General features: G+C 66.3%; 19 protein-coding genes and 1 pseudogene. 13 read left to right on the top strand and 7 right to left on the bottom strand.

Annotated features, from left to right (window positions below; genetic code table 11):
* The 10 genes from HNS03_RS23755 to HNS03_RS23710 all read left to right on the top strand — a co-directional run bounded on the left by HNS03_RS23755 (nt 1) and on the right by HNS03_RS23710 (nt 10,167).
* Nucleotides 1–744 (top strand): SDR family NAD(P)-dependent oxidoreductase, encoded by a 744-nt coding sequence (locus HNS03_RS23755; RefSeq protein WP_367198529.1) that lies wholly within the window; start codon nt 1–3, stop codon nt 742–744.
* A 14-nt stretch (nt 745–758) separates the two neighbouring features.
* Nucleotides 759–1,283, top strand: coding sequence for a hypothetical protein (locus HNS03_RS23750; protein WP_367198528.1), 525 nt, complete (start codon nt 759–761; stop codon nt 1,281–1,283).
* A complete protein-coding gene (locus HNS03_RS23745) occupies nt 1,280–1,654 on the top strand; it encodes a hypothetical protein (RefSeq protein WP_367198527.1) in 375 nt (124 codons plus the stop codon). The genes HNS03_RS23750 and HNS03_RS23745 overlap by 4 nt, the downstream gene beginning before the upstream one ends.
* On the top strand, nt 1,651–3,606 hold the full coding sequence (locus HNS03_RS23740) for an FAD-dependent oxidoreductase (protein ID WP_367198526.1): 1,956 nt from the start codon (nt 1,651–1,653) through the stop codon (nt 3,604–3,606). Before HNS03_RS23745 ends, HNS03_RS23740 begins: the two co-directional genes overlap by 4 nt.
* A 22-nt stretch (nt 3,607–3,628) precedes the next feature.
* Complete coding sequence (locus HNS03_RS23735; protein ID WP_367198525.1) at nt 3,629–5,272, top strand: GMC family oxidoreductase; 1,644 nt, start codon at nt 3,629–3,631, stop codon at nt 5,270–5,272.
* On the top strand, nt 5,269–5,967 hold the full coding sequence (locus tag HNS03_RS23730; protein WP_367198524.1) for a carboxymuconolactone decarboxylase family protein: 699 nt from the start codon (nt 5,269–5,271) through the stop codon (nt 5,965–5,967). Before HNS03_RS23735 ends, HNS03_RS23730 begins: the two co-directional genes overlap by 4 nt.
* On the top strand, nt 5,960–6,721 hold the full coding sequence (locus tag HNS03_RS23725; protein WP_367198523.1) for a carboxymuconolactone decarboxylase family protein: 762 nt from the start codon (nt 5,960–5,962) through the stop codon (nt 6,719–6,721). Before HNS03_RS23730 ends, HNS03_RS23725 begins: the two co-directional genes overlap by 8 nt.
* Nucleotides 6,714–7,070, top strand: coding sequence for a nuclear transport factor 2 family protein (locus tag HNS03_RS23720; protein ID WP_367198522.1), 357 nt, complete (start codon nt 6,714–6,716; stop codon nt 7,068–7,070). The genes HNS03_RS23725 and HNS03_RS23720 overlap by 8 nt, the downstream gene beginning before the upstream one ends.
* A 466-nt stretch (nt 7,071–7,536) precedes the next feature.
* Nucleotides 7,537–9,021, top strand: a complete 1,485-nt coding sequence (locus tag HNS03_RS23715; protein WP_367198521.1) for a SulP family inorganic anion transporter — start codon at nt 7,537–7,539, stop codon at nt 9,019–9,021.
* A 291-nt stretch (nt 9,022–9,312) separates the two neighbouring features.
* Complete coding sequence (locus HNS03_RS23710; protein ID WP_367198520.1) at nt 9,313–10,167, top strand: universal stress protein; 855 nt, start codon at nt 9,313–9,315, stop codon at nt 10,165–10,167.
* A gap of 48 nt (nt 10,168–10,215) precedes the next feature.
* Here the strand turns inward: HNS03_RS23710 and HNS03_RS23705 are convergent, their stop codons facing one another.
* The 7 genes from HNS03_RS23705 to HNS03_RS23675 form a co-directional block, all read right to left on the bottom strand.
* Entirely contained in the window at nt 10,216–11,427 is a 1,212-nt protein-coding gene (locus HNS03_RS23705; RefSeq protein ID WP_367198519.1) for a PQQ-dependent sugar dehydrogenase, read from the bottom strand.
* A gap of 205 nt (nt 11,428–11,632) precedes the next feature.
* The gene (locus HNS03_RS23700; RefSeq protein ID WP_367198518.1) at nt 11,633–12,835 is read right to left on the bottom strand and encodes a thiolase family protein; all 1,203 of its coding nucleotides are present in this window, start codon (nt 12,833–12,835) and stop codon (nt 11,633–11,635) included.
* A gap of 24 nt (nt 12,836–12,859) precedes the next feature.
* Nucleotides 12,860–13,573 carry an ABC transporter ATP-binding protein gene (locus tag HNS03_RS23695; RefSeq protein WP_367198517.1) on the bottom strand — a complete coding sequence of 238 codons (714 nt, stop codon included), beginning with the start codon at nt 13,571–13,573 and terminating at the stop codon, nt 12,860–12,862.
* Nucleotides 13,570–15,333: an ATP-binding cassette domain-containing protein gene (locus tag HNS03_RS23690; protein ID WP_367198516.1), complete on the bottom strand. Its 1,764-nt coding sequence runs from the start codon at nt 15,331–15,333 to the stop codon at nt 13,570–13,572. Before HNS03_RS23690 ends, HNS03_RS23695 begins: the two co-directional genes overlap by 4 nt.
* A 5-nt stretch (nt 15,334–15,338) precedes the next feature.
* Entirely contained in the window at nt 15,339–16,379 is a 1,041-nt protein-coding gene (locus HNS03_RS23685; RefSeq protein WP_367198515.1) for a branched-chain amino acid ABC transporter permease, read from the bottom strand.
* Nucleotides 16,380–16,519: 140 nt separating this feature from the next.
* Complete coding sequence (locus HNS03_RS23680) at nt 16,520–18,385, bottom strand: feruloyl-CoA synthase (protein WP_367198514.1); 1,866 nt, start codon at nt 18,383–18,385, stop codon at nt 16,520–16,522.
* Nucleotides 18,386–18,397: 12 nt separating this feature from the next.
* Nucleotides 18,398–19,534, bottom strand: a complete 1,137-nt coding sequence (locus HNS03_RS23675; RefSeq protein ID WP_367198513.1) for an ABC transporter substrate-binding protein — start codon at nt 19,532–19,534, stop codon at nt 18,398–18,400.
* A gap of 224 nt (nt 19,535–19,758) precedes the next feature.
* On the opposite strand from HNS03_RS23675, the gene HNS03_RS23670 reads away from it, so the two are divergent.
* The 3 genes and pseudogenes from HNS03_RS23670 to HNS03_RS23660 form a co-directional block, all read left to right on the top strand.
* Complete coding sequence (locus HNS03_RS23670) at nt 19,759–20,358, top strand: TetR/AcrR family transcriptional regulator (RefSeq protein WP_367198512.1); 600 nt, start codon at nt 19,759–19,761, stop codon at nt 20,356–20,358.
* 267 nt (nt 20,359–20,625) lie between these two features.
* Nucleotides 20,626–21,339, top strand: a pseudogene (locus HNS03_RS23665) (hypothetical protein); the annotation flags it as partial.
* 342 nt (nt 21,340–21,681) lie between these two features.
* Nucleotides 21,682–24,068: autotransporter-associated beta strand repeat-containing protein (locus tag HNS03_RS23660; protein ID WP_367198537.1), on the top strand; the 2,387-nt coding region annotated here is incomplete at its 3' end.

Raw genomic sequence — 24,068 nt, 5'->3', positions numbered from 1 at the left:
ATGGCGGACACGATATCGCCTCTGGTCGATATTTCGGGCCTTAAGCTCCTGGTGATGGGGGGAGGATCCGGCATCGGCCAGGCGGTCGTCCGTCTGGCGACGGCCGCCGGCGCGAAGGTTGCCGCGACCACGCTCCCCGGCGAGACGGTCGATGACGGGGGGGTCGTAGGCACCTGCGACATCACCGATGGCGCCGACGTTGACCGGGCTGTCGGTGAGATGGCGGACGCGCTCGGCGGTGTGGATGCGCTTGTCCTGACGGCGGGCGTGTTCGAATATCGCGGCTTGAGCGACACCACCGACGACGATTGGAAGCGGGTGCTGTCGATCAATCTCGACGGGCCGTTCCATGTCGCGCGGGCCGTGGAGCCGGTGTTCAAGGCGGCCGGCGGGGGATCGCTGGTGCTGTTTTCCAGCCAGGTGGGGCTTGTCGGCCATCGCCGGGCCACGTCCTACGCGGCCTCCAAGGCGGGCGTGAACGGTCTCGCCCGGACGCTCGCGATCGAGTTTTCCGTCTTCGGCGGCCGCGTCAATGCCGTGGCGCCGGGGCCGATCGAGACCGGCATGACCGCCGTTGCCCGGGCCGACCCGGAGCGCCGGGCCGGTATCGTCGACGCAGTGCCGCTCGGACGGTTCGGTCTACCCGACGAGGTCGCTCGGGCCGCCTTGTTCCTCGCAGCTCCGGCCTCCGCCTACGTCACCGGCCACGTCCTGGTCGTCGACGGCGGCGTCACGGCCATCTGACCAGGGAGGCCCCGATGGGCGACACGCCGCGACGGATCGATCCTTACTACGTCCAGGAGGACGACAATCTCGACGAGATGGCGGAAACGCTGAAGCCGGCGCTCGACTTCACCGACGCGGATCTGGCGCGGCTGTCGCCGGAGGCGAAGAACCTGTTCTCCGGCCGTCGCCATCTCGGGATCGGCTGGCTCGACGCCTACGAGATCGTCGTGACGGTGACCAAAAGCCCCAGCGGTTGCGCCTGCGGCGTGCGCGAAGGCCAGACCATCGTCTTCGACATGCGCCACAAGGTGAAGCCGGAGCTCTCCGATGCGCCGCTCTGCGTGCACCTGATGTCGCCGGTCTTGTCGATCTTCTACATGACCTTCGACCGCGCCGCGGAAGGCCTCAATCCGCTGACCTGCATCTGGCGCTACATCGAATGCCCCATCACCGGGACCGACGAGGGCGCCTCCAAGGCGCTGGCGGAGGTCCATATACGCCGCGCCGACACCCACGAGCCGGTGACCCAGCGCATGCTGGCGCAGGGGGCGCGATGAGCGATCGCTCCAACCAGCCGCCGATCGAAGAGTGCGAGATCGTCGCGACCGTCACGCGCGCCTTTCATTGCGCCAATAAGATTTTGGAGGGCGAGACCTTCGTGTTCGACATCAAAGGCCGGCTCTTGGCCGAGAAGTCGAGCGCCAATCTTTGCCTGGGCATCGTGGCGAAGCTGCAGCCGGCGATCCTGATGGCGCAGGACCGGATCGCGGAAGGTTTGCATCCGATTTCGGGAAGCTTCCGCCATTTCGACTGTTTCGACACCGGCATCGATCATGGCGGCACCGGCAAGGTCTATGTCGAGCTCGCCCTCGTCGACACCAAGACCGGCGAAAAGGTCGGACCGCCCGAGGCCGCGTCGCGACAATGAGCACGGCCTACGCGCGCACTTTCACCCCGTTCGATCTGGCGGGCGTGACGGTGCGCAACCGGACCTTTCTGCCGGCACACACCACCAATTTCGGCGTCGATTTCCGGCCGACCAGCCGGCACGTCGACTATCTGCGCGAGCGCGCCCGCGCCGGGGTGGGCCTGGTGATCGTGGAGCCGCTCCGGGTGCACCGGACCTCGCTTGGCCGGTCGGGCGGCCTGTCGGGCTCCGATCCGTCCACTCGCGATGGGCTGTGCCGCATTGTCGACGCGGTGCGGGCAGAAGGCGCGCGGATCTTCGTCCAGATCACCCATGCCGGCCGCCACGGCGAGAACGGGGTCGACCGGCTGCCGGCCTGGGGCCCCTCCGCCGTGCCCTGGGTCGCTGGCGGCGAGGTTCCCCACGCCATGACGCGGGCGGAGATGGAAGAGGTCACCGCCGCCTACGTCGCCACCGCCGAGATGGCGCTGTCGGCCGGCTTCGAGGGATTGGAGGTCCATCTCGGCCACGGCCATCTGTTGCACCAATTCCTGTCGCCGGGCGCGAATGTCCGCGCCGACGACTATGGCGGCAGCTTCGAAAACCGGCTGCGCTATCCGCTGGAGGTGGTGCGGGCGGTGGCGGACGCGATGGTGGGCCGCATGGCGGTCGGCGTGCGCACCAGCGTGGAGGACTTGATGCCCGACGGGCTCGGCCCGGACGAGCAGCGCGAGGTAACGCGCCGGGCGGCGGCCATTCCCGGCGTCGCGTTCATCAATGCCTCGGTCGCAGCCTATCAGTGGCCGAGCATCGGCTACCACGTCGCCGACATGGCGATGCCGCCGCATCCGTTTCGCGAGCTGACCGAGCAGCTTCGTCCGGTGATCGGCGATCTGCCGCTTTTGACTGCGAATCGCTACCGCACCCTGGCGGAGGTCGAGGACACGCTCGCCCGTGGTCGGATCGACATGGTCGGCCTCAATCGGGCGCACATGGCCGATCCCGACCTGATTGCGAAAAGCCGCGAGGGACGCGAGGCGGAAATCCGGCCATGCGTGTCGCACAACTATTGCATCGGCCAGGTCGGCATCCATCGGCCGATCACCTGTATGATGAACCCGCGCCTCGGCAAGGAGGCCGATTGGGACGAGACACCGCCGGCCGCCGCGACACCGCGCCGGGTGCTCGTGCTGGGTGGCGGCCCGGCCGGCTTGGAGGCCGCGCGTCTTGCCGCGCTCGCCGGCCATGAGGTCACGCTCTGGGAGCGCGCTGGGACGCTGGGCGGTATTTTGACCGTCGCCGGGACCGGCCATGGCCGGGGCGATCTCTTTGCCATGCGCGACTGGCTGGTCGCTTCGCTCGAGCGCACCGGCGTGCGTGTGGAGACGAGCCGGGAGGCGGACCCCGACAGTGTGGCCGGCTTCGGCGCCGACCTGGTGGTCCTGGCGACCGGCGCGCGCCATGGCGCCGGCGCTCTTGCCGGCACCACGCCGATCGATCCGATCTCGGCGTTGGAAACGCCGCGCGCGGAGTGGCAGGGCGCGCGGGTGGCGGTCTGGGACGAGACCGGCTCGTGGGCCTCGCTCTCCGTGGCGGAGACGCTGGCGGCCGCCGGCGCAAAGGTGGAGCTGATTTCGCGGCCGACCTCGCCGCTCTGGTCGGTGACACTCTATAGCCGAATGACGGCGCTGGACCGGCTGGGCCACGCCGGCGTCGCTTTGCGGCTCGGCTACCAGCCGACGTCCTGTGACAACGGACAACTGACCTGCCGGAACACCGGTACGGGCCGGGACGAGACGCTGGGGCCGTTTACCCGGGTCGTGCATGTGGCTCTGCCGGAGGCGGCGACCGATTTCCAAGGCGCGCTCGAGGCTTTGAGGGTGCCGGTGCAGGTGATTGGCGATGCGGTGGCCCCGCGTACGCTGCTGGAGGCCATGTACGAGGCCCACGTCGCCGCCAGAGGGATTGTGTGAAAGTGTGTAAGCGAGGCGTCAGATGAAGAGCGACCACGAAGCGGATGTCATTGTCGTCGGGTCCGGCTCGGGCGGTGCGGTGGTGGCCGGGCGCCTCGCGCGCGAGACCGATCTGCGGGTCCTGGTGATCGAGGCCGGCGGCACCGATCGCAACCCGCTGTTTCATGTGCCGATGATGACCGGCATCCTCCTGCGCGGACACTACGCCAACTGGTTCTACCATACCGAACCGGAGCCGGGTTTGAATGGCCGCCGGCTGTTCTGGCCGCGCGGCAAGGTTCTCGGCGGTTCGTCGTCGATCAACGGCATGGTGTGGACCCGTGGACTGCCCACAGACTACTATGGCTGGGCGCAGATGGGCCTGCCGGAGTGGAGCTGGGACAAGGTGCTGCCGGCCTATCGCCGGATCGAAGGCCATTGGGGCGGCGACAGCGATGTCCATGGCGGCGGCGGACCCCAGCCGCTGTCCACGCTCCAGGACATCAACCCGCTCTCCGAAGCCTTTCTGGAAGCGGGTCAGCAGGCTGGATTGCCGCTGACCACAGACTTCAACGGTCCGGCGCCGGAAGGGGTCGGGCGCTACGACTACACGATCTCCAACGGCAGGCGGGTCAGTTCGGCACGGGCCTTCCTGGTGCCGGAAATGGGGCGGGCGAACCTGACCGTTCTCACCGGTGCCCAGGCCACCCGGGTGCTGGTGGACAACGGCCGCGCGGCCGGCGTCGAGATCGTGCGCGACGGCAAGCGGGAGATCTGCCGGGCGCGCCACGAAGTGGTGCTCTCCGGCGGTACGGTGAACACGCCGCAGCTTCTGATGCTGTCGGGCATCGGGCCGGCCGACGAACTTGCCCGCCACGGGATCGATGTCGCGGCGGATCTTCCGGGGGTGGGTAAGAATCTGCAGGATCACCTCTTGGTGCGCGTCGAATATGACTGCACCGAGCCGGTCAGCTTGCACCGGCTGATGCGGGCCGACAAGGCGGCCTTCGCCCTCGTGCAGGCGATCGCCACCGGTACCGGCCCGGCGGCGCGCTTTCCGCTGGAGGCCGGTGCCTTTCTGCGCTCCGGTCTCGATCCGGAGTTGCCGGACCTGCAGGCTCACTTCTTGCCGGGCCGTTCGACCGCGACCGTACGCTTGCCTTTTTCCAAAGGCAGCGCCGACGGCGGCCATGGCTTCTTCGCGAACATCTATCAGATGCGTCCGGAAAGCCGTGGCGAGATCACGCTTGCCTCGGCCGATCCGCTCAAAGCCCCTGCCATCCTCGGCAACTATCTGAGCGCGCCGAAAGACATCGCGGTTCTGCGCGAAGGCGTGCGTCGGCTTCGCGAGATCTTCGCCCAACCGGCCTTCGACCGCTATCGCGGCGCGGAGCGCAAGCCAGGCGCCGATCTCGTCAGCGACGACGATCTGGACGACTTCATCCGGGCCAACGCCGACACCGTGTTCCATCCGGTGGGCTCCTGCCGGATGGGGACGGACACGATGGCCGTGTGCGATGGCCGACTGCGGGTCAACGGGATCGACGGGCTTCGGATCGCGGACGCCTCGGCAATTCCGACCATGGCGAGCTGCAACACCCATGCGCCCACGATGCTGATCGGGTTCAAGGCCGCCGATTTCGTGCGCGAGGATCTGGCGGCTGGATCGAGCAAGGAGGCCGCATGACCCCGGACGATCTGACGGAGAAGCTCGCGGCGCTGAAGGAAAAGCGCGGCTATCTGCTGCCCCATCACGGGCTGATGGCGCTGACGGCGCCGAACCTGCTTGCCGCCTATGATGCCGCCTACACTGCGCTCGCCTTGGAAGATCGGGTGCTCTCGCATCACGACCGCGAGTTCGTCTGGCTGGCCATCCTGATTGCGGCCAAGGAGGAAATTGCCACCCACCACATCGAGAAGTTCCGCAAGGCCGGCGGAACCGACGACGAGGTCCGCGCCTGCCTGGCGCTGACGGCGAGCGTTAACGGCTTTCGCGCCTATCGCTTCGTGGCGGAACATTGGGGCGACCACCTGCCGGGGATTGCGACCCGCGACGAATGGGGCCGCACCCTTGCGCGCGCCGGCCAAGGGGCGGAGCCCCGGCTTTGCCATCTCGCGGCCTGCGTCGTTCAGATCTGCAACGGCGACTTCGACGGCCTGCGCTGGCAGATCGCGCTCGCCTACGAGGCCGGGGTCCCGGAGGCGGATCTCGCCGAGGCGATCTCGCTCACCATGTTCCCGGCAAGCGTGCCCTTTTTTGTCACGGCCGCGGAGGTCTGGAAGGAGCTGATCGCCTCCGGCGAGGTCGTCGCGTCCGAGCCGTTCCGGATTTGGGCGACCTTCCCCGGCCAGGGCGGTCACGGGAGCGATCCCGATGCCTGACGACATGCCCGCGCTGCCTGAACCGGAGGTGCTGAAGGCGCGGCTGGAGGAGCTTGCCCAGGCGCGCGGCTTCCTGCTGCCGCACCATGGCGCGCTCGCCGCCGGCGCGCCGGACCTGCACGCGGCCTATCTCGCCATGTACAAGGCGCTGACCGTGGCGCCCCGCCATCTCTCCGCGTTCGAGCGCGAGTGCGTCTGGCTGGCGATCCTGGTCGCGGTCGAGGAAGGGATCGGAACCCATCATCTGGAGCTCTTTCGCGCGGCCGGCGGCACCGACGAGATGGCCGAAACGCTGATCGCGCTCACCGGCTTTGCAGACGGCATCGACACGCTGAGCTTCGCCCAGCGCCACTGGGCCACCTTTCTGCCCGCGCTTGATCCGAACGCTGCCTATGCGCGTGGAGTGGCCGCATTGAGCGGCGAGCGGATCGAGCCCGCTCTGGTTGAGCTCTGTCTTCTCGCCGTCCAGGCCGCGCGCGGCAGCGAAGCCGGCATCCGCCATCATCTGCGCCAGGCTTATGCGCTCGCCGTAGCGGAGGAGCGCATCGTGGAGGCGCTCAGCTATCTGATCTGGCCGCGCGGCGTGAACTGCTTTCTGGACGCCTGCACGATCTGGCACGAGCTGATGGTCGCCGGCGAAGTGACGCCGTCACCGCGCTTTGCGGTCTGGGCGGAGATGAAGGGGCAGGGGCCGTTCGATGCGTCGTCCGGGCGGTCGGTGTCGGGCTTCGAGGGAGGCAAGCGCGATGGATGAGCAGGCCACGATCGAGACCTTCCTCCGGCGGATGGAGGCGCGCGATCTTAACGACGCCAAGGCGCTGTTGGCGCCCAGTTTCGTGATGGTGTTCCCCGGCGGGCGCGAAATGCGGACGCTGGAGGAGCTCGTTGCCTGGTCGAAAGACCGCTACCGCTTTGTGCGCAAGCGTTTCGAGCGGTTCGATGCTGCCGGCGAGACGGTGTTCGTCTCCGGTACGCTGGAAGGCGAATGGCCGGACGGCACGCCGTTCGATGGTATCCGATTCATTGACCGGTTCGATCTGGCCGACGGCAAGATCGTTCGCCAGGACGTCTGGAACGACATCGCCGAGGTCCGCGCAGGCTAACCCGGGGAAAACGCGGCCAGTTTTGCGAAGCCAGCGCGCGACGGCGCGCCGGCGGTTACGGCCACGCGTTTCCGGGCTACGAATCGTTGCCGGCTTTGCCTGGAAACGCTTCTGGCCGCCCCGGGGGCGGCGAGCAAAGTGAGCTGGCGTGAGCGCTTATCAAGCTCTTTGAAGGACGAAGAGAGGCGCTCACCAGGTTGCTCGCTGGCCGATGTTGCAATGCAACATGGTTTTCCGTAAACCATGGCGCTCGCAGCGGCGCCCGGGCTCCGGCCGCGCCGCGTTTTCTTCCTTAGCTGATTTTCGGCCGTAGTCCCGAGCGCGCGAAACGTTCGCCCCACGTATGGTCTCGGACCGCGTCAAGGTTGGTTTTTGACGCGTTTCCGGGCGGCGAACCGGTTTCCACTTCGCCTGGAAACGCTTGAGCGCTTACGGCGAAAGCGGCCCGTCTTCGCCTGGATCGCGCATGCCTTCACTCTACGCCTATCGCAGCCAATGGTTCGGAAACGTCCGCGGCGACATCCTGGCCGGTCTGGTGGTGGCGTTGGCGCTGATCCCCGAGGCGATCGCCTTTTCCATCATCGCCGGTGTCGATCCGCGCGTCGGGCTGTACGCCTCGTTTTCGATCGCGGTGGTGACGGCGTTCGCCGGCGGCCGGCCGGGCATGATCTCCGCTGCGACCGCGGCGACCGCCGTCTTGATGGTCACGCTGGTGCGCGACCACGGGCTGGAATATCTGCTGGCGGCGACCGTTCTGGCCGGCATGCTGCAGATGGGCGCTGGCTATTTGCGGCTCGGCAGCCTGATGCGGTTCGTTTCGCGCTCGGTGATGACGGGCTTCGTCAACGCGCTCGCCATCCTGATCTTCATGGCGCAGCTTCCCGAGCTGATTGGCGTTCCGGCGCTGACCTACGTGATGGTCGCAGCGGGGCTCGCCATCATCTATCTGTTTCCGCGCATCACCACGGCGATCCCGTCGCCGCTCATCTGCATCCTGGTGCTGACGGCGGTCTCGATCGGGTTCGGCTTCGATCTGAGGACCGTCGGCGACATGGGCGAATTGCCTTCCACGTTGCCGGTGTTCCTGCTGCCGGACGTGCCGTTTACCCTTGAGACGCTGCTGATCATTTTGCCTTACTCGGCCGCGATCGCGGCCGTCGGCCTGCTGGAATCCTTGATGACAGCGGCGATCGTCGACGAGCTCACCGACACGCCGAGCGACAAGAACCGGGAATGCATCGGCCAGGGTGTGGCGAACTTCTTCACCGGCTTCATCGGCGGCATGGCCGGTTGCGCCATGATCGGTCAGTCGATGATCAACGTGAAGTCCGGCGGCCGCGGGCGGCTGTCCACCTTCGTAGCCGGCGTGTTCCTGCTGTTCCTGATCGTGGTTCTGGGCGAGTGGGTGAAACAGATCCCGATGGCCGCCCTGGTCGCCGTCATGATCATGGTCTCGATCGGCACCTTCTCCTGGTCGTCGATCAAGCAGCTTCGGACCCATCCGCGCTCGTCGTCGATCGTGATGCTGGCGACCGTGATCTGCGTGGTCGCGACCCACAACCTGGCGATCGGCGTGCTGGTTGGGGTGCTTTTGTCGGGGATCTTCTTTGCCTGGAAAATCGCCCAGCTTTTGAGAGTCACGTCCAGCCTGTCGGAGGACGGCACGCACCGTACCTATGTGGTTGAGGGTCAGGTGTTTTTTGCCTCCGCGGACCAGTTTTCCGCCGCTTTCGACTTCAAGGAGGCGTTGGAGCAGGTCACCATCGATGTCAGCCGCGCCCATATCTGGGATATTTCCAGCGTGGCGGCGTTGGACATGATCGTGCTGAAATTCCGCCGCGAAGGCGCGGACGTGGAAATCGTCGGCCTGAACGCGGCGAGCGAGACGATTGTCGACCGGCTCGCCGTCCACGACAAGCCCGGCGCAATGGACAGCGTTCTGGGGCACTAAAGCAAATCCAGGAAAAGTGGGAACCGGTTTTCCGTCCGGATTTGCGAAGGGGAAAGAGCAAATCCAGGAAAAGTGGGAACCGGTTTTCCGTCCGGATTTGCGAAGGGGAAAGAGCAAATCCAGGAAAAGTGGGAACCGGTTTTCCGTCCGGATTTGCGAAGGGGAAAGAGCAAATCCAGGAAAAGTGGGAACCGGTTTTCCGTCCGGATTTGCGAAGGGGAAAGAGCAATTTCAGGAAAAGTGGGAACCGATTTTCCGTCCGAAATTGCGCAAAGAAAAGGAGGGAAGGCGATGACCAAGCTGGTGGCGCTTGTCGACGGCTCGATCTACGCGCAGAGCGTCTGCGATCACGCCGCCTGGATCGCCGGGCGCACCGACGCGGAGGTGGAAATCCTGCATGTGCTCGGCCGGCGCGATATGGCTGCGACGCCGCAGGATTTCTCCGGCTCGATCGCGCTCGGCGCACGGACGGCGCTCCTGGACGAGCTCTCTGCCCTCGACGAGCAGCGCGCCAAGCTCGCCCAGAAGCGAGGCCGCGCGATCCTGGAAGACGCCAAGGCGATCGTGGAGAAGGCCGGTGTCGCCGCTGTCACCACCAAGCTGCGGATTGGCGACATCGTGGAGACGGTCGCCGAGAGTGAGGCGGACGCCGATCTCTTGATCGTAGGCAAGCGCGGCGAGGCGGCCGACTTTGCCAAGGCGCATCTGGGCTCCAACCTGGAGCGGATCGTGCGCTCCTCCGATAAGCCGGTGTTCGTGGCCTCGCGGGCATTCCAGCCGATCGAAAGGGTGTTGGTCGCCTATGACGGCGGAGTTTCGGCGATGAAGGCCGTCGACCACATCGCTCGCAGCCGGCTCTTTGCCGGGCTTACCTGCCGGGTGCTGCTGGTCGGGCAGGAGACGGTGGAGGCGAAACGCCGGATCGCGGATGCCCGCGCGGTGCTGGAAGGCGCGGGCCATACGGTCGAGACGGAGATTGCCGCCGGCCAGCCGGAAACGGTGATCGCCGACACCGTCAGCCGCGAGAAGATCGGGCTACTGGTGATGGGGGCCTATGGCCACTCGCGCATCCGCTCGCTGGTCATCGGCTCGACCACCACTGAGATGGTGCGCTCCTGCAAGATCCCGGTGATGCTGTTTCGTTGACGTAAAGCTCGGGCGAAGAAACCGGCCCCGTTTTTCTCAGGCTTTGCCTTATCGCCCGCCTGAAATCCGAACGATCTCGCTGCCGCCGCCTTCGGCGATGGCATAGACCGCGCCGTCCGGGCCGACCTTTACGTCGCGCACGCGGGCCTGCAACGGCAACCGCTCCTCATAGCGCACCCGATTGCCGTCCATGTGCAGGATCACCACGCCGCGGCTCTGCAGTCCGCCGACAAGGAAAGCGCCTCGCCACTCCGGGATCGCGGTATCCGCGTAGTAGGCCATGCCGGAGGGGGCGATCACGGGGTCCCAGTAGTAGACCGGCTGTTCCATGCCGGCCTTCTGGGTGATGCCTTGGCCGACCGGCGTTCCGTTGTAGTTGATGCCGTAGGTGATGATCGGCCAGCCATAATTCTTTCCGGCCTCAGGTCGGTTCAGCTCGTCGCCGCCGCGCGGGCCGTGCTCGACGGTCCAAAGCCGGCCCTGGCCGTCCAAGGTGGCCGACTGCAGATTGCGGTGGCCGTAGGACCAGATCGCAGCCTGGGCGTCACCCTGACCGACGAACGGGTTGGAATTGGGAATGGAGCCGTCGGGATTGATGCGAAACACCTTGCCCAGGCCGGAGGCGAGGCTCTGGGCTTGGTCGCGGATCGGCACGTCGGAGCGTTCGCCGACGGTGACGAACAGGGTACCGTCGGGCGCGAAGGTCAGCCGCGAGCCATAATGCTTGGTGCCGGCATAGGCCGGTGTCTGGCGAAAGATGACGCGAACGTTGTCGAGCCGGCCACCGCCCCGATCGTCCGTCACGAGCCGGGCGCCGGCAACGCTGGTGCCGTTTTCGCCGCCGCGCGGCTCGGAGAAAGAGAAGAAGATCTCGCCGCTTTGGGCGTAATCCGGGGCCAGCGCCACGTCGAGGAGCCCGCCCTGGCCACGGGCATCGACCTCCGGCACGCCGGAAATCGCCGGGCCCTGCCGCCCTTGCCGGTCGATGATATACATCTCGCCCCGCTTGGCGGTGACCAGCGCGCGCTCATCCGGCAGGAACTCCAGCGACCAGAGCTGGGGCAGGCCACTGGCGACGGTCTCCATCGTGACATTCGCATCGCTTGGCGGTTGCGGTGCCCGGGTCTGGCCTTCGAAGGCCGGTGTCTGGGATGGTGCATTCGGCGGACCGGCGTCGATCGGCGGTCGCGGGGATTGGGCCAAAGCCGGCACGGCGGCGGTGAGAGCGATCAGCGTGATGGCGAAGGGGCTGAGGCGCATGACGATCTCCGGAACCAAGGGACAACGACGGTCGGCACGGGGCCTTCGTCGTTAAACGTGGCGCCTGTTGCAGCCAGCTCAACCCGTGTTCACGAGGAGTTTGATGGCGCTTCAGCGACGCGGTGGCGCTGAGTTCGCGGAAATCGGCAGGGAGGTCGGGCACGAGCAAAGCGAGCCCGTGCACCGCGGAGAAGGGACGTCGTCCTCAGGCGTCCCCAACCTTCACGATCACCGCCATGGAGCTGTCGCCGGCCGCGCAGCCCTGGAACAGGCCGTAGCCGCCGCCCTTGATCGCGAGCTCTTCGATCAACTCGATGATGGCCCGCAGGCCGGTCGGGCCTTGAGGGTGGCCCCAGATCAGCGATGAGCCGAAATTGTTCATGGCTCGCCAGTCGATTCCGAACGCCCGGGCAAACGCGATGTCGTTCACCGCGAACGGGTTGTGCGATTTGATCGCCGCCATGTCGGAAATCGTCTTGCCGGCGCGCTCCAGCGCCTGACGTGCCGCGGGGATCGGCGCGGCGGGCATGTGCGCCTTTTCCACCCGAGCGAGGCCGAAGGAGACCAGCTCGATCGAGATCGCCGGATTGGCGGAAAGCTCGGAGGCCCGCCCCGCGCTGTCGACGACGATCGCGGCCGCCGAACCATCGGCGGGATGAGTCTGACCGCCGAAGGTCACCGTGCCGCCGGGCATCACCGGTTTCAGTTTGGCGAGACCCTCGGCCGTGCTCGGATGGATGCCGGTGTCGCCCTCAAGCACCGTCTGGGTCTTGCGGAAGCGGGCGTCCGGCACCTCGAACGGCAACGTCATGAACCGTTTCAGGAAGGCCGCGTCATCGGCGAGCGCGTCCTGATATTGGGCACTGCGGTGAAGCACCAGCTCGTGCTGCTCCTCCGTCGTGACGCTCTCTCGCGCGGCGACGTTTTCCGCGGTCGCCACCATGGCGCACTTGGCCCAGGGGTCGTTGGCGAAGGAATCGAGCACCCAGTTTTCCGAATCCCCCGTACCGCCGGGGCCATGCGGGGCCGGATAGTAGATGTGAGCGCCGTTGGAGCAGCGGTCGCCCGATACGATCAGGCAGGTGGTGGCACCACCGGTCGCGATCTCGCCGGCGGCGGCAGAGAAGAGTCGCGCGCCAGTGGCGCAAGCCTGGTTGATGGTCGGGCCGGTGAGCGCGTCGGCGCCGATCATGCCGGCGAACCACGGCACGCCGTAGAAACACGACTTCTGCGGTACGGTCAGCCCGTAAGCGGCGTAGTCGAACAGGTTGGCGGAGAGGTCGCGGCGGGCGAGCTCGGACTTGGTGACATGGGCCGCGAACTCGATTGCATGCAGGTGGGCCAGCGGCCCGCTCCAGCGCGAAAACGGGGTCGACCAATAGCCGCCATAGGGGATGAACGCCTTCATGACCGGTTCCCACTTTTCCTGGATTTACTGCCCGCCGCCGAGATAGATCTCGGAGACTTTCGGGTTCGCGGCGATCTCGCTCGCCGTGCCCGACAGCGTGATCTGGCCGAGTTCCATCACATAGGCCGTGTCGGCGACGCGCAGGGCGGCGCGCGCATTTTGCTCCACCAGCAGGATGGAGACGCCGCTGTCGCGCAGGCGGGCCACGGTTGCGAGAATGTCGCGCACGATCAGCGGCGCGAGCCCGAGGCTCGGCTCGTCCAGCATCAGAAGCTGCGGCCGCGCCATCAAGGCGCGCCCCATGGCGAGCATTTGCCGCTCGCCGCCCGACAGCGTTCCGGCCTGCTGGCGCCGGCGTTCGGCCAGCCGCGGAAACAGCGCGTAGACCTCCTCCAGCCGTTCCGGGATTTCGGTCCGCCCGCGTCGGAACGCGCCGAGCTCCAGATTCTCCATCACCGACATGGTGGCAAACAGATCGCGTTGCTCGGGCACGAGGGAGATGCCGAGCCCGACCCGCTCCTCCGCCGCGACGCGGGACAGATCCCGACCTTCGTATCGGACGGAACCCTTTGCCGGCAAAAGACCCATGACGGCGGCCAGAAGGGTTGTCTTGCCGGCGCCGTTCGCGCCGATCACGGTAGCGATGGTACCGGGCGCCACGGAGAGCGACACGCCCTGGACCGCCTCGACTTGGCCGTAGGAAACACGCAGCTCGGTCACCTCGATGAGTGCGGTCATAGGTCCGCCCCCAGATAGGCTTCGACGACGGCGGGGTTGGCGCGGACGTCGCTGGGCGGTCCTTCGGCGATCTTGGAGCCGAAATCGAGCACGACGATGTGGTTGGTGAGCCGCATAACGAAGTCCATGTCGTGCTCTACAAGAAGCACGCTCATGCCGTCCGTGCGCAGGCTCTCGATCAAGGTGGCAAGCGCCTGCTTCTCGTTGTGGCGCAGCCCTGCGGCCGGCTCGTCGAGCAGAAGCAGGACCGGGTCGAGGCAGAGCGCCCGGGCAATCTCCGCCAGCCGCTGCTCGCCCAGCGAAAGCGCGCCGGCTGCGATGTGCATCCGGTCTTGCAGCCCGACGCGGGCGAGCTGGCGGGCGGCTTCGGCGAAGATCCGCAGCTCTTCGGTCCGGTCCAGGGCGAGCATGCCGGCGAAGAAGCCGGCCCGCGTGCGCAGGTGCGCGCCGATCGCGACATTGTCGAGCACGGTCATGGAGGGCGACAGCTTCACGTGCTGGAAGGTGCGGGCAATCCGCCGCCGGGCGATCCGGGCGGGTGAGAGGCCGGTCACTGCCTCGCCGCGGAACACGATCTCGCCGGCCGTCAGCGGCGCGATGCCGGTGACCAGATTGAAGGTGGTGCTCTTGCCGGCGCCGTTGGGGCCGATCAGGCCGACGATCTCGCCGGTGCCGACCTTGAACGAGACATCGTTGACGGCGACGAGACCGCCGAAGGTTTTGCGGGCGTCACGCACCTCAAGCAGCGGATTGCTGACTTCGCGGGGTTCGTGCGCAAGTGGCTCGGCATCCGATATCGCCCGTGGCGGGGAGGCGGGGAACAGCCCGGCGATCATCGGCCAGAAGCCGCTGCGGGCGCCTTGCAGCAGCGCCACCAGAAGGATGCCGAAGACGATCCCTTCGTAGTTTCCGCCATGCCCGAACAGGATCGGCAGCCAATCCTGGAGCTGGTCTTTCAGGATGGTGACGATCCCGGCGCCCAGGATCGCGCCATAGATATGGCCGGCGCCGCCGACCACCGCCATCAGCAGATATTCGATGCCGACATTGAGGCCGAACGCGCCCGGCGTGACCGCGCGCTGGAAGTGGGCGTAAAGCCAGCCGGCGATACCGGCGAGCACGGCGGCGTAGACGAACACGGCGAGCTTCGCCATCCAGACGTTGACGCCCACGGATTCCGCTGCGGACGCGCCGCTTCTAAGCGCCCGGATGGCCCGGCCCATGCGGGAATCGAGCAAGTTGAGCGTCAGCGCGATGGCGATCAGGACCACCACCCAGATCACCGGATAGGAGGCGCGCCCGGACAGAAGCTCGGTGCCGAAGAAAGAGAGCGGGGGAACGCCCTGAATGCCGTCATAGGCGCCGATGATCTTCAGGTTGCCGAACAGGTAGAAGAAGCTGATGCCCCAGGCGATGGTGCCGAGCGGCAGGAAGTGGCCGGAGAGCCGCACCGTCACCAGCCCGATGATCAGGGCGGCGAAGGCGGTCACCACGATGGAAGCGCCCAGCGCAAGCCAGGGCGACCAGCCGTAGCTGGTGGTCAAAAGCGCGGTGGCATAAGCGCCGAAGCCCACGAAGGCCGCCTGGCCGAACGAGGTCATGCCGCCCACGCCGGTGAGCAGCACCAGCCCGAGGGCGACCAGGCTGGAAATGCCCACGAAGGCCAGCAGCGTCACCCAATAGTCGGGGATGCCCGGCACCAGCGGCACCAAAAGCATGACGATGGCGAAGACGGTAAAGCCGATCCATTTGCGCGCCACGGGACTTACTCCTCCTCGTCCTCGTGGGGTGGGGTCTTGAGCGACCGCCACAACAGGATCGGCAGGATCGACATGAACACGATCACCTCTTTGAAGGCGCTCGCCCAAAAGGAGGAGAAGGACTCCAGAATGCCGAGTGCGAACGCCGCGCCGACGGCGGGCACGTAGGCCGACAGGCCGCCGATGATCGCCGCCACGAAGCCCTTCAGGCCGATCAGGAAACCGGAATCGTAGTAGAGCGTGGTGAGCGGTGCGATCAGGACGGCGGAGACCACGCCGATCGCCGCGGCCATGGCGAACGCGATCCGGCCGGAGAGCGAGGTCGAAATCCCGACGATGCGCGCGCCGCGCTGGTTGATCGCGGAGGCGCGAAGCGCCTTGCCGGTCAGCGTGCGGCTGAAGAACAGGGACAAGAGCACCAGAAGCGCGACGGTCGCGGCCAGCACCAGAAGCGCCTGGGCGGAGACGAACAAGGGCCCTATCCCCACCGAGGCATCGATCAGCGGCGCAGTGCGATAGCCTTCGGCGCCGAAGAACACCAGCCCCAGCCCGGTTAACGCCAGATGGGCGCCGACGGCGGCTATCAGAAGCACCAGCACGGAGGCCCGCGCCAGCGGCTGGAAGGCGATCCGGTAAAGGTACGGCCCCATCGGAATGACCAGCGCCGCACTCAGGAGGATACTGACCGCCGGGCCGAGCTGCAGCGGCGCGAGCAGGACGACGGCCGCCGCGATTACGCCCGCCGGCAGCACGGTCCGCGCCAGAATGCCGCCGACCCGACGCACCGAAAGGTCGTAGCGCGCGGAGATCAGCTCCATCACCATCGCGCCAGCGGCAAGAGCGACCAGCACCCAGACGGATCCGGGAACGCGGCCCATCTCCAGCGCCGCAAGCGAGAGACCTCCAAAGGTGACGAACTCGCCCTGGGGGATCAGGATCACCCGGGTCACCGCGAAGACCAGCACCAGCGCCACAGCCATCAGCGCGTAGATCGCGCCGTTGGTCAGGCCGTCCTGGATCAGAAACAGGGCAATGGTGCCGTCCACGTCGGGTCGCTCGCTTAAGCCAAATCAATCAAAGGGAAAACCGGGGCGGGTGGGACAGGCCGGTAGGGCGGCGCGTCTGCCGGGCCGATGCGCTCGAGCCGGTCCGGCACTGTCGGACTCGAAGGGGGCTCGCACCTCTCCTACTTTCCGATCGGGATGAAGGCGTCGGGATCGGCGCCGTAGAGTTTCTCGACGTCGTCGACACGGCGTGACAGGACCGCACGCTGGTTGATGTAGCCTTTGTCGGTGATCTCGCCGGCGTCGACCAGGGGGGGATGGTCCAGCAGCCGCGCCCGGCTGGCATAGCGCGAGCTGCCGCCGCCGTGCTCTTTCATGGAGGCGAGCCCGTCGGCGACATGGGTGCGCACCGCCGGATGCGAAATCACGGTTTCGATCGGCACATCGGCATCGAGCCCGGCGATCCGGCGGCAGGCGGTCAGGTTCGGGAAGATCAGAAAGCCGACGGAATCGCGGTCGTGGCCGGTAACGACGATGTCCTGGGCGATCGGGTCGAGCGCGGCGATGCCGTGTACGCGCAGGTCCCCTACCGAGACCCAGGTGCCGGAGGAGAGCTTGAAGTCCTCGGTGATGCGCCCGTCGAAGAACAGGCCGGCTTCCGGCCGTGCGTCGTCGGCGAATTTCACCGCGTCACCGGTGAGGTAGAAGCCTTCCTCGTCGAACGCCTTGCCTGTCAGCTCGGGATGCTTCCAATAGCCGGGCGTGACGTTGGGGCCTCGGACGCGGATCTCCAGCTTGCCGGCGCTCGGCAGAAGCTTCAGCTCCACGCCGGGCACGGGAATGCCGATATTACCCGAGCGCTCGGCCTGGAAGTGGCAATCGGTGGCAAGCGGCGCGGTTTCCGTCGTGCCCCAGGAGCCGACCATCGGCGTGACGTGGCCGACGGTCTGGACCGAGAGCTCCTCCAGAGCATGCCAGAGATTTTGCGGCAGTGCGGCGGCCGCATAGAAGATGATCTGCACGGACTGGAAGAAGCGCGTCCTCAGCTCGTCGTCCTCGCGCATGGCGGTGACGAGCATGTCGTAGCCGCGCGGAACGTTGAAGCAGATGGTCGGGCCGACATCCTTGATGTTTTCAGCGGTGGTGTCGAACGCACCCGGCATCGGCTTGCCGCGGTCGATATAGAGCGAGCCGCCGTTCCGGAGCACCATGTTGAAGTTGTGGTTGCCGCCGAAGGTGTGGCTCCAGGGCAGCCAGTCGACGATCACCGGCGGGGTCTCGTCCAGGAACGGCCAGGTGAGCGCTTTGGCCTCCTGACTTGCCGTCAGCATGCGCTGGGTGTTGATCACCGCCTTGGGCACGCCGGTCGAGCCGGAGGTGAACAGGAAGCGGGCGATGGTATCGGGGCCCGTCGCCGCAAACGCCCGCGCGACGGCGGTCTCGTCCTTGGTGGTAAGAAGCGCGTCGAAGGCGATCGTGCCGGGAGCTGCGGCGTCAAGGCCCGCGCTGGCCACCACTGTCGCGTCGGTGCGGTTGGCGATGGCGGCAAGGGCTTTGGTATAGGCGCCGGCGTCGGAGACGTAGACCACTCCGGGCTGCAACAGCCCGATCATGTCCTTCAGCTTCTGATGGTCTTCCGACATCAGCGAGTAGGCGGTGGAGATGGTCGCCACCGGGACGCCGATCTGCAGGGCGGCAAGCGCCAGCACGGCGTGATCGATCGCATTCTCGCTGAGGATTGCGATCGGCCGCTCCGGCGACAGGTCATGGCCGAGGAGCCAGCTTGCGACCCTTACAACGCGGTCGTGGGCCGCGCCGTAGCTGAGTGTGCGCCACGGCGCGTCGGACGCCGGCCGCTCCGCCAGGAACACGCGATCGGGATCGCGAGCGGCCCAGCCGACCAGCCATTCGCCGACACAGCGGGGCGGCTCGGGCAGCATGATCGGCGAGCGGACAACGGCAACGCCATCGGCGCGCCGCTCGATCTCGACCATCGGCTCGGCGAACAGCGCCCGTCGAGCCTCGATCCTGGCAGAAGAGACGGTCATCTCTGGCGGTCCTTACTGGAGGTACGCCCAGTCGCCGTCCTTGACGACCACCAGCACGCGGCTGCGCTCATCGTGGCCGTAGTGGTTCTCGTCGGTCGTGTTGAACACGCCGTGGACGCCGACGACCTCGTGCAGGTTGGCGAGCGCATCGCGCAGGGCGGCGCGGAATTCCGGTGTGCCCGGCTTGGCGCCGGAGGCGAGCGCCTCATCGGCCGCCGCCGCGATCACCTGGCCCGCATCGAACATGTGGCCGCCGAAGGACGACAGCGAGCCTTCGCCGTTCGCCGCCTCGTAGTCTTTGGTGTATTGCTCGCCCAGCGCCTTGGAGGGGTGATCCTCGGGAAGCTGATTGGCCACGACCACCGGGCCCACCGGCAGGATCGTGCCTTCCGCCGCATCGCCGGCAACGCGCAGATAGTCCTTACTCGCCGCGCCGTGGCTCTGGTAGATCTGCCCCTTGTAGCCTCGCTCGGCGAGCGCGAGGTTCGGCAGCGCGGCCGGGGTGCCGGAGGCGACGACGAAGATCGCATCCGGGTTGGCGGCGACCAGCTTGAGGACCTGACCGGTCACGCTGGTGTCGGTTCGGGCGAAGCGCTCCACCGGGCCGAGCTCGATGTCGGTGCCGTCGAGCTGCTCCTTCATCGCGTTCAAAAACTGCTCGCCGAAGGCGTCGGAATACCCCAGGAAGCCGAGCGTCTTCACGCCGTTCTGCTTCATGTGCTCGACCAGGGCGCTTGCCATCTGGGCGTTCGGCTGCGGCATCGGGAAGGCCCAATGGCCGCCGTCGCCTTCCAGCTTGATCGGCGAGAGCGGGATCACCGGCGTGCTGGTTTCCGCCGCGATGCCGGCAAGCGCCATGGATGCCGGCGTCGCCGACGAGCCGATGATCACGTCGGCGTTTTCTTCCTCGATGCACTTGCGCACATTCTTCACCGCCGCCGTCGGATCGGTGGCATCGTCGAACACGACGTAGTTGACGCTTTCGCCGTCGATCTCTTTGGGAAGCAGCGGGACGGAGTTGCTCTCCGGCACGCCGAGCGACGCGGCCGGGCCGGTCGCCGACACGGTCACGCAAACGTTGATCTCGGCGGAGGCGGGAACGGTGAACGCAAGGGCAGCGAGCCCCGCGGCTGCGAAGCGAAGATACATATTTTTCCTCCCGATGCGGGACCTGTCTGCGCGGATGCGCGTCCCATCATTCGTTGATTTTAGCTCAGCCTTTTGGCGCTTGCGATCGCCCGTTTGGACTTTCGCCGGCGTCCGCGCCGATCTGTCATTGTTTTTTTTCAGGTTCTACGAGAAGCTGCTTCCTGTCAATACGGTGCCGTATGGTCGCCGATAACAATCAGGGGTGGAAACCATGAGATTGACCGATGACGCCGGCTGGAGCCTCCAACACGCCTAGCGAGACCGCGCCCGCGGCGCGGCTGGCCGCTCAGGACTGGGTGGATGCCGGCCTTCGCGTGCTTGCCAACGGCAATGTCGACGATGTGCGCGTCGAGGTGTTGGCGCGCGAGCTGAAGGTGACCAAAGGCAGCTTCTATTGGCATTTTCGCAACCGCCAGGAGCTTTTGGAGCGCATTCTCGATCACTGGACGGAGTGGGCGACGATCCAGATTACCGGCTGGGTGCGCTCGGAGGGCGCGACGGCGCGCGAACGGTTGGAGTGGCTTCTGGCGCTGCCGGCGCGCTCGCGCCCGGACAAGCGCGGTGCGGATATCGAGCTCGCCATCCGTTCCTGGGCGCTGCGCGACCCGCTTGCCGCGGCAACGGTCAAAGCCGTGGATACGCTGCGGGCGGAGTTCTTTCGCGAACTGCTGACGACGCTTGAACTCGACGAGGCGGAACTCGGCCGCCGGGTGGCGATCGCTCAGGCCTATATGCTCGGCGACGCGCTCCTAAAAACCGACCGGGCGCGCGACGTCCGGATCGCCAACGCCCGAGCCTGCGCGGCCTTGCTCGTCCCGGAATAGGGCGAAGCTCACGCTGTTGGCCGCCGATCAACTCGTCGCTTCTGACGGCTCTCCGAAGGGGGCGCGTGGGGTAAAAAGGGGAGCTCTGGTGTGGCGCTCGCCTCCTTCCATCGATCCCCACTTTGGTGTTGCAGATCGATCACGCCAATTCGCAGCTTAAGCGTATGTGTGGTGCTCAGCCGTCAATCCCTGATTTTTTGGGGTTGCTTTGCGCCTATGGAGACAATCAAGTCCCCTTTGGGAAAAGGGTGATCAAATCCGTCGGATATGCGGGCGATAGGATCCGGCATCGGCGGGCAAAGCTTGGGGTTGGGGCTCATGAGTGGACGGATTTCGCGGCTCGCGCTTGCGCGCGAGGGACATTGGAGCGCGCTCGGACTAGGCGGCGGTGTTTCTGAAACGCAGCCCGAGTCCTGGGCTGGCCGGCGTTCCAGATTTCTGGGTCGGGTCGCGCCCGCGAGCCTTGCCGCAAGTGCGGCGACCCTTGCGGTCCTGGCCGGTGGAGTGAGCCTTGTTGGCTTTGCCGCGCCGGCAAATGCGGACTCGTGTCCGATCTCCAACACATTGAACAATACGACGCAGACCGTGGGCTCGGGGGAGAGCTGCACGTTTAATGGGGTCCCATATGCCTTCACGGTCGGGGGGTCGGGCGACGCGACGCTGACGATCGAGGGTGGCGGCTCAATTACTGCGCCGTCGAACAACGCTGTTGGTTCGAACTCGAACGTCACAGGAAACGTGACGGTGGATGGCGACCAGTCGAGTTGGAGTACGGGCGGCCTTTATCTTGGAAACAGCGGCACTGGAAACCTCACGATTTCCGGCGGAGGGGTTGTCGAGACGAGCGGAAATGGTCTGTCCCTCGGATTTGATGCGGGCGCGACGGGAACCGCGACGATAACGGGAGCGACGTCGAGGTGGACGAATGATCGCGTGTGGGTTGGGTCGGGAGGAGCCGGCACGCTGACGATCGCGGACGGAGCCACTTTCTCCGCAAGGACTTTTCGGCTCGCGTGGGGTGAAAAGGCGAGTGGAACGCTCAATATTGGAGCCGGAGCGGGTGAGGGGCCGGCTGCTCCAGGGAACTTGAGTGCGAGCGCAATCGATGTGGGTCAGGGCGACGGCCTCTTTGTGTTCAATCACACTGGCGAATTCACGCTCTCGTCGAGACTGACGGGTGGCGATGCGGCGAAATCGGTGAAGGTTCGGCAATTGGCCGGTCAGACAACGCTAACCGGCTATAGCACCGCAACCGTCGATTCGATCAGCGTCGAAGGTGGAACGCTTCTGGTAAATGGTGCTCTAGGAAGTGATACGTCAAGCGTGAGCGTCGATACGGACGGCACGCTGGGCGGCACCGGTACGCTCAAGGGCAATGTTACAGTCGACGGGACTTTGTCGCCCGGCGCAAGTCCCGGAACGTTAACGATCGCGGGAAATTTGGTTCTTAACTCCGGCTCGACGAGCTTGTTTGAGTTCAACACACCGGACGTTTCGGCCGGAGACACCAACGATTTCGTTTCTGTTGATGGTAATCTTACTCTAGGTGGAACACTGGATGCCACCGTGGGGTCTGCGGGCTATTACTATCTATTTGACTATAATGGGTCTCTTTCGGGCGATTTCGACACGATCAAAGTGTCTGCCCCAGGCGAACTGAAGAGTTCGCTCGACACGGCGACTACGGGTCAAGTCAATATCACAGTAAAGTCGGCGGCCCATGAAATGGGCTTCTGGGACGGCACTCAGATGGCTGGCTCCGGCACGGTCACCGGCGGTGACGGGGTCTGGAACGACAGCAACACCAACTGGACGGACAGCAACGGAAGCGAAAACACCATCTGGGGAAGCTCGGTCGGCGTGTTCATGGGGGCCGCCGGCACAGTGACCGTCGAGGGGACGCAGACGTTCGACACGCTGCAGTTCAAGACCGACGGCTACGAGCTGACGGGCGGGACGCTGGGGCTGTCGCCGGCGGAGGGCGCGAACGGGACGGTCAATGTCGACGGCGGTGTGACGGCGACGATCGCCTCTACGATCGAGGACGGAACGGGGAACATCTTCAACAAGACGGGCTCCGGCACCCTCGTTCTGACGGGGGCGAACACCTACACCGGCAACACCCTGATCAGCGGCGGGACGCTCCAGGTGGCGGCCGAGGAGGCGCTTGGTAAGGGCTCCCTGGTCACGGTCGCCGGCGGCGGGACGCTCGCGACGACCGAGACGATCGATCTGCAACGGGACGTGAGTATCCTGCGAGGGGCTGGCGCGCTCGCGCCGGCGGCGGGTACGACCTTGACCGTCTCCAGCGCGATCGACGGGCTCGGCGCGCTGATCATGAGCGGCGATGGGACGCTGGTTCTAAGTGGCGCCAACACCTACACCGGCAGAACGGAGATCGCGGCGGGGACGCTGCAGGTGGCGGCCGATGCTCCGTTCGGCAGCACCTTCAACCGGCTGGAGCTTTCCGGCGGCACGCTTTCGACGACGGCGAGCTTCGACATGGCGCGCGCGGTGAACCTGACGGGATCGACCGGCGGGTTCGACGTCGCGTCCGGCACCACGCTTGGCCTCTCCGGCACCGTCTCCGGCTCGGGTGCGCTGATGAAGTCCGGTGCGGGCACGTTGGTGCTCACCGGCACCAACAGCTACACCGGCGGGACCCAGGTGGCCGCCGGCCGGCTGATCGGCGACACCGGCTCGATCCAGGGCGACATCGCCAATGCCGGCACGGTGGAGTTCGCGCAAGCCTCTGACGGCACCTTCGCCGGCGCCATCGGCGGGCTTTCCGGCTCCGACGGCCAGATGGTGAAGTCGGGTGCCGGCGCGCTGACGCTGACCGGCACGAGCTCGCTCGACTGGTCGATCCTGGACGGCTCGGTGATCTCCACCACGGAACTCTTTACGGGCGACGCGATGGTCGACGCCGGCACCTCGCTGGTCTTCGACCAGGGCTTCGACGGGGCCTATGGCGGCGCGATCACCGGCACCGGCGACGTGCTCTATACCGGCGGCGGCCTGGTGACGCTGACGGGCGACAATTCCGGCTACCAGGGCGAGACGACGGTGCGGGACTTCACCCTGACGCTCGGCGACAATACCGTGGGCGGCACCCTGCTTCTAGGCAATGGCGGCCGGCTTGCCGGCAACGGCACGGTGGGAGCGACCACGGTGCAGTCGGGCGGTACGATCGCGCCGGGCAACTCGATCGGAACGGTCAACGTCGCGGGCGACCTGACCTTCATGGCCGGGTCCACCTACGAGGTGGAGACCGAGCCGGGCGGCACCTCGGCCGACCTGATCCACGCCACCGGCATTGCGACGCTCGCCGGCGACGTGCTGCACATCGGCTTCGACGGCGCCTATGCGCCGGAGTCGGAGTACACCATCCTGACGGCCGACGGCGGCGTCAGCGGCACCTTCGACGGCGTCTCCAGCTCGTTTACCTTCCTCGATCCGCTGCTTGGGTACACTGCCAACTCCGTCAATCTGACGTTACGGCGCAATGACATCCGCTTCACGTCGGTTGCTCAGACTCCGAACCAGGGAGCAACGGCATCGGCACTTGATGGCCTGACGTACGGAAATCCGCTCTACGATGCAGTGGTGGTGTTGAATGAGGCGGCCGCGCCTGCGGCGTTCGACGCGCTGTCGGGCGAGATCCACGCCAGCCTGAAGACCGGGCTGATCGAGGATTCCCGCTTCGTGCG

Origin of the sequence: Amorphus sp. 3PC139-8 (genome assembly GCF_040750475.1) — a bacterium.
Taxonomy (GTDB): Bacteria; Pseudomonadota; Alphaproteobacteria; order Rhizobiales; family Amorphaceae; genus Amorphus.
The sequence above is the reverse complement of the archived record's forward strand: the minus strand, read 5'-3'. Positions and strand labels throughout refer to the sequence as shown.

What these genes read in the sequence shown, in the direction of transcription:
- HNS03_RS23710 (WP_367198520.1), top strand. Translation starts at nt 9,313, where the DNA reads ATGACCAAGCTGGTGGCGCTTGTCGACGGCTCGATCTACGCGCAGAGC.
- HNS03_RS23670 (WP_367198512.1), top strand. Translation starts at nt 19,759, where the DNA reads ATGACGCCGGCTGGAGCCTCCAACACGCCTAGCGAGACCGCGCCCGCG.
- HNS03_RS23750 (WP_367198528.1), top strand. Translation starts at nt 759, where the DNA reads ATGGGCGACACGCCGCGACGGATCGATCCTTACTACGTCCAGGAGGAC.
- HNS03_RS23680 (WP_367198514.1), bottom strand. Translation starts at nt 18,385, where the DNA reads ATGACCGTCTCTTCTGCCAGGATCGAGGCTCGACGGGCGCTGTTCGCC.
- HNS03_RS23675 (WP_367198513.1), bottom strand. Translation starts at nt 19,534, where the DNA reads ATGTATCTTCGCTTCGCAGCCGCGGGGCTCGCTGCCCTTGCGTTCACC.
- HNS03_RS23695 (WP_367198517.1), bottom strand. Translation starts at nt 13,573, where the DNA reads ATGACCGCACTCATCGAGGTGACCGAGCTGCGTGTTTCCTACGGCCAA.
- HNS03_RS23730 (WP_367198524.1), top strand. Translation starts at nt 5,269, where the DNA reads ATGACCCCGGACGATCTGACGGAGAAGCTCGCGGCGCTGAAGGAAAAG.
- HNS03_RS23725 (WP_367198523.1), top strand. Translation starts at nt 5,960, where the DNA reads ATGCCTGACGACATGCCCGCGCTGCCTGAACCGGAGGTGCTGAAGGCG.
- HNS03_RS23735 (WP_367198525.1), top strand. Translation starts at nt 3,629, where the DNA reads ATGAAGAGCGACCACGAAGCGGATGTCATTGTCGTCGGGTCCGGCTCG.
- HNS03_RS23740 (WP_367198526.1), top strand. Translation starts at nt 1,651, where the DNA reads ATGAGCACGGCCTACGCGCGCACTTTCACCCCGTTCGATCTGGCGGGC.
- HNS03_RS23700 (WP_367198518.1), bottom strand. Translation starts at nt 12,835, where the DNA reads ATGAAGGCGTTCATCCCCTATGGCGGCTATTGGTCGACCCCGTTTTCG.
- HNS03_RS23715 (WP_367198521.1), top strand. Translation starts at nt 7,537, where the DNA reads ATGCCTTCACTCTACGCCTATCGCAGCCAATGGTTCGGAAACGTCCGC.
- HNS03_RS23705 (WP_367198519.1), bottom strand. Translation starts at nt 11,427, where the DNA reads ATGCGCCTCAGCCCCTTCGCCATCACGCTGATCGCTCTCACCGCCGCC.
- HNS03_RS23755 (WP_367198529.1), top strand. Translation starts at nt 1, where the DNA reads ATGGCGGACACGATATCGCCTCTGGTCGATATTTCGGGCCTTAAGCTC.
- HNS03_RS23720 (WP_367198522.1), top strand. Translation starts at nt 6,714, where the DNA reads ATGGATGAGCAGGCCACGATCGAGACCTTCCTCCGGCGGATGGAGGCG.
- HNS03_RS23745 (WP_367198527.1), top strand. Translation starts at nt 1,280, where the DNA reads ATGAGCGATCGCTCCAACCAGCCGCCGATCGAAGAGTGCGAGATCGTC.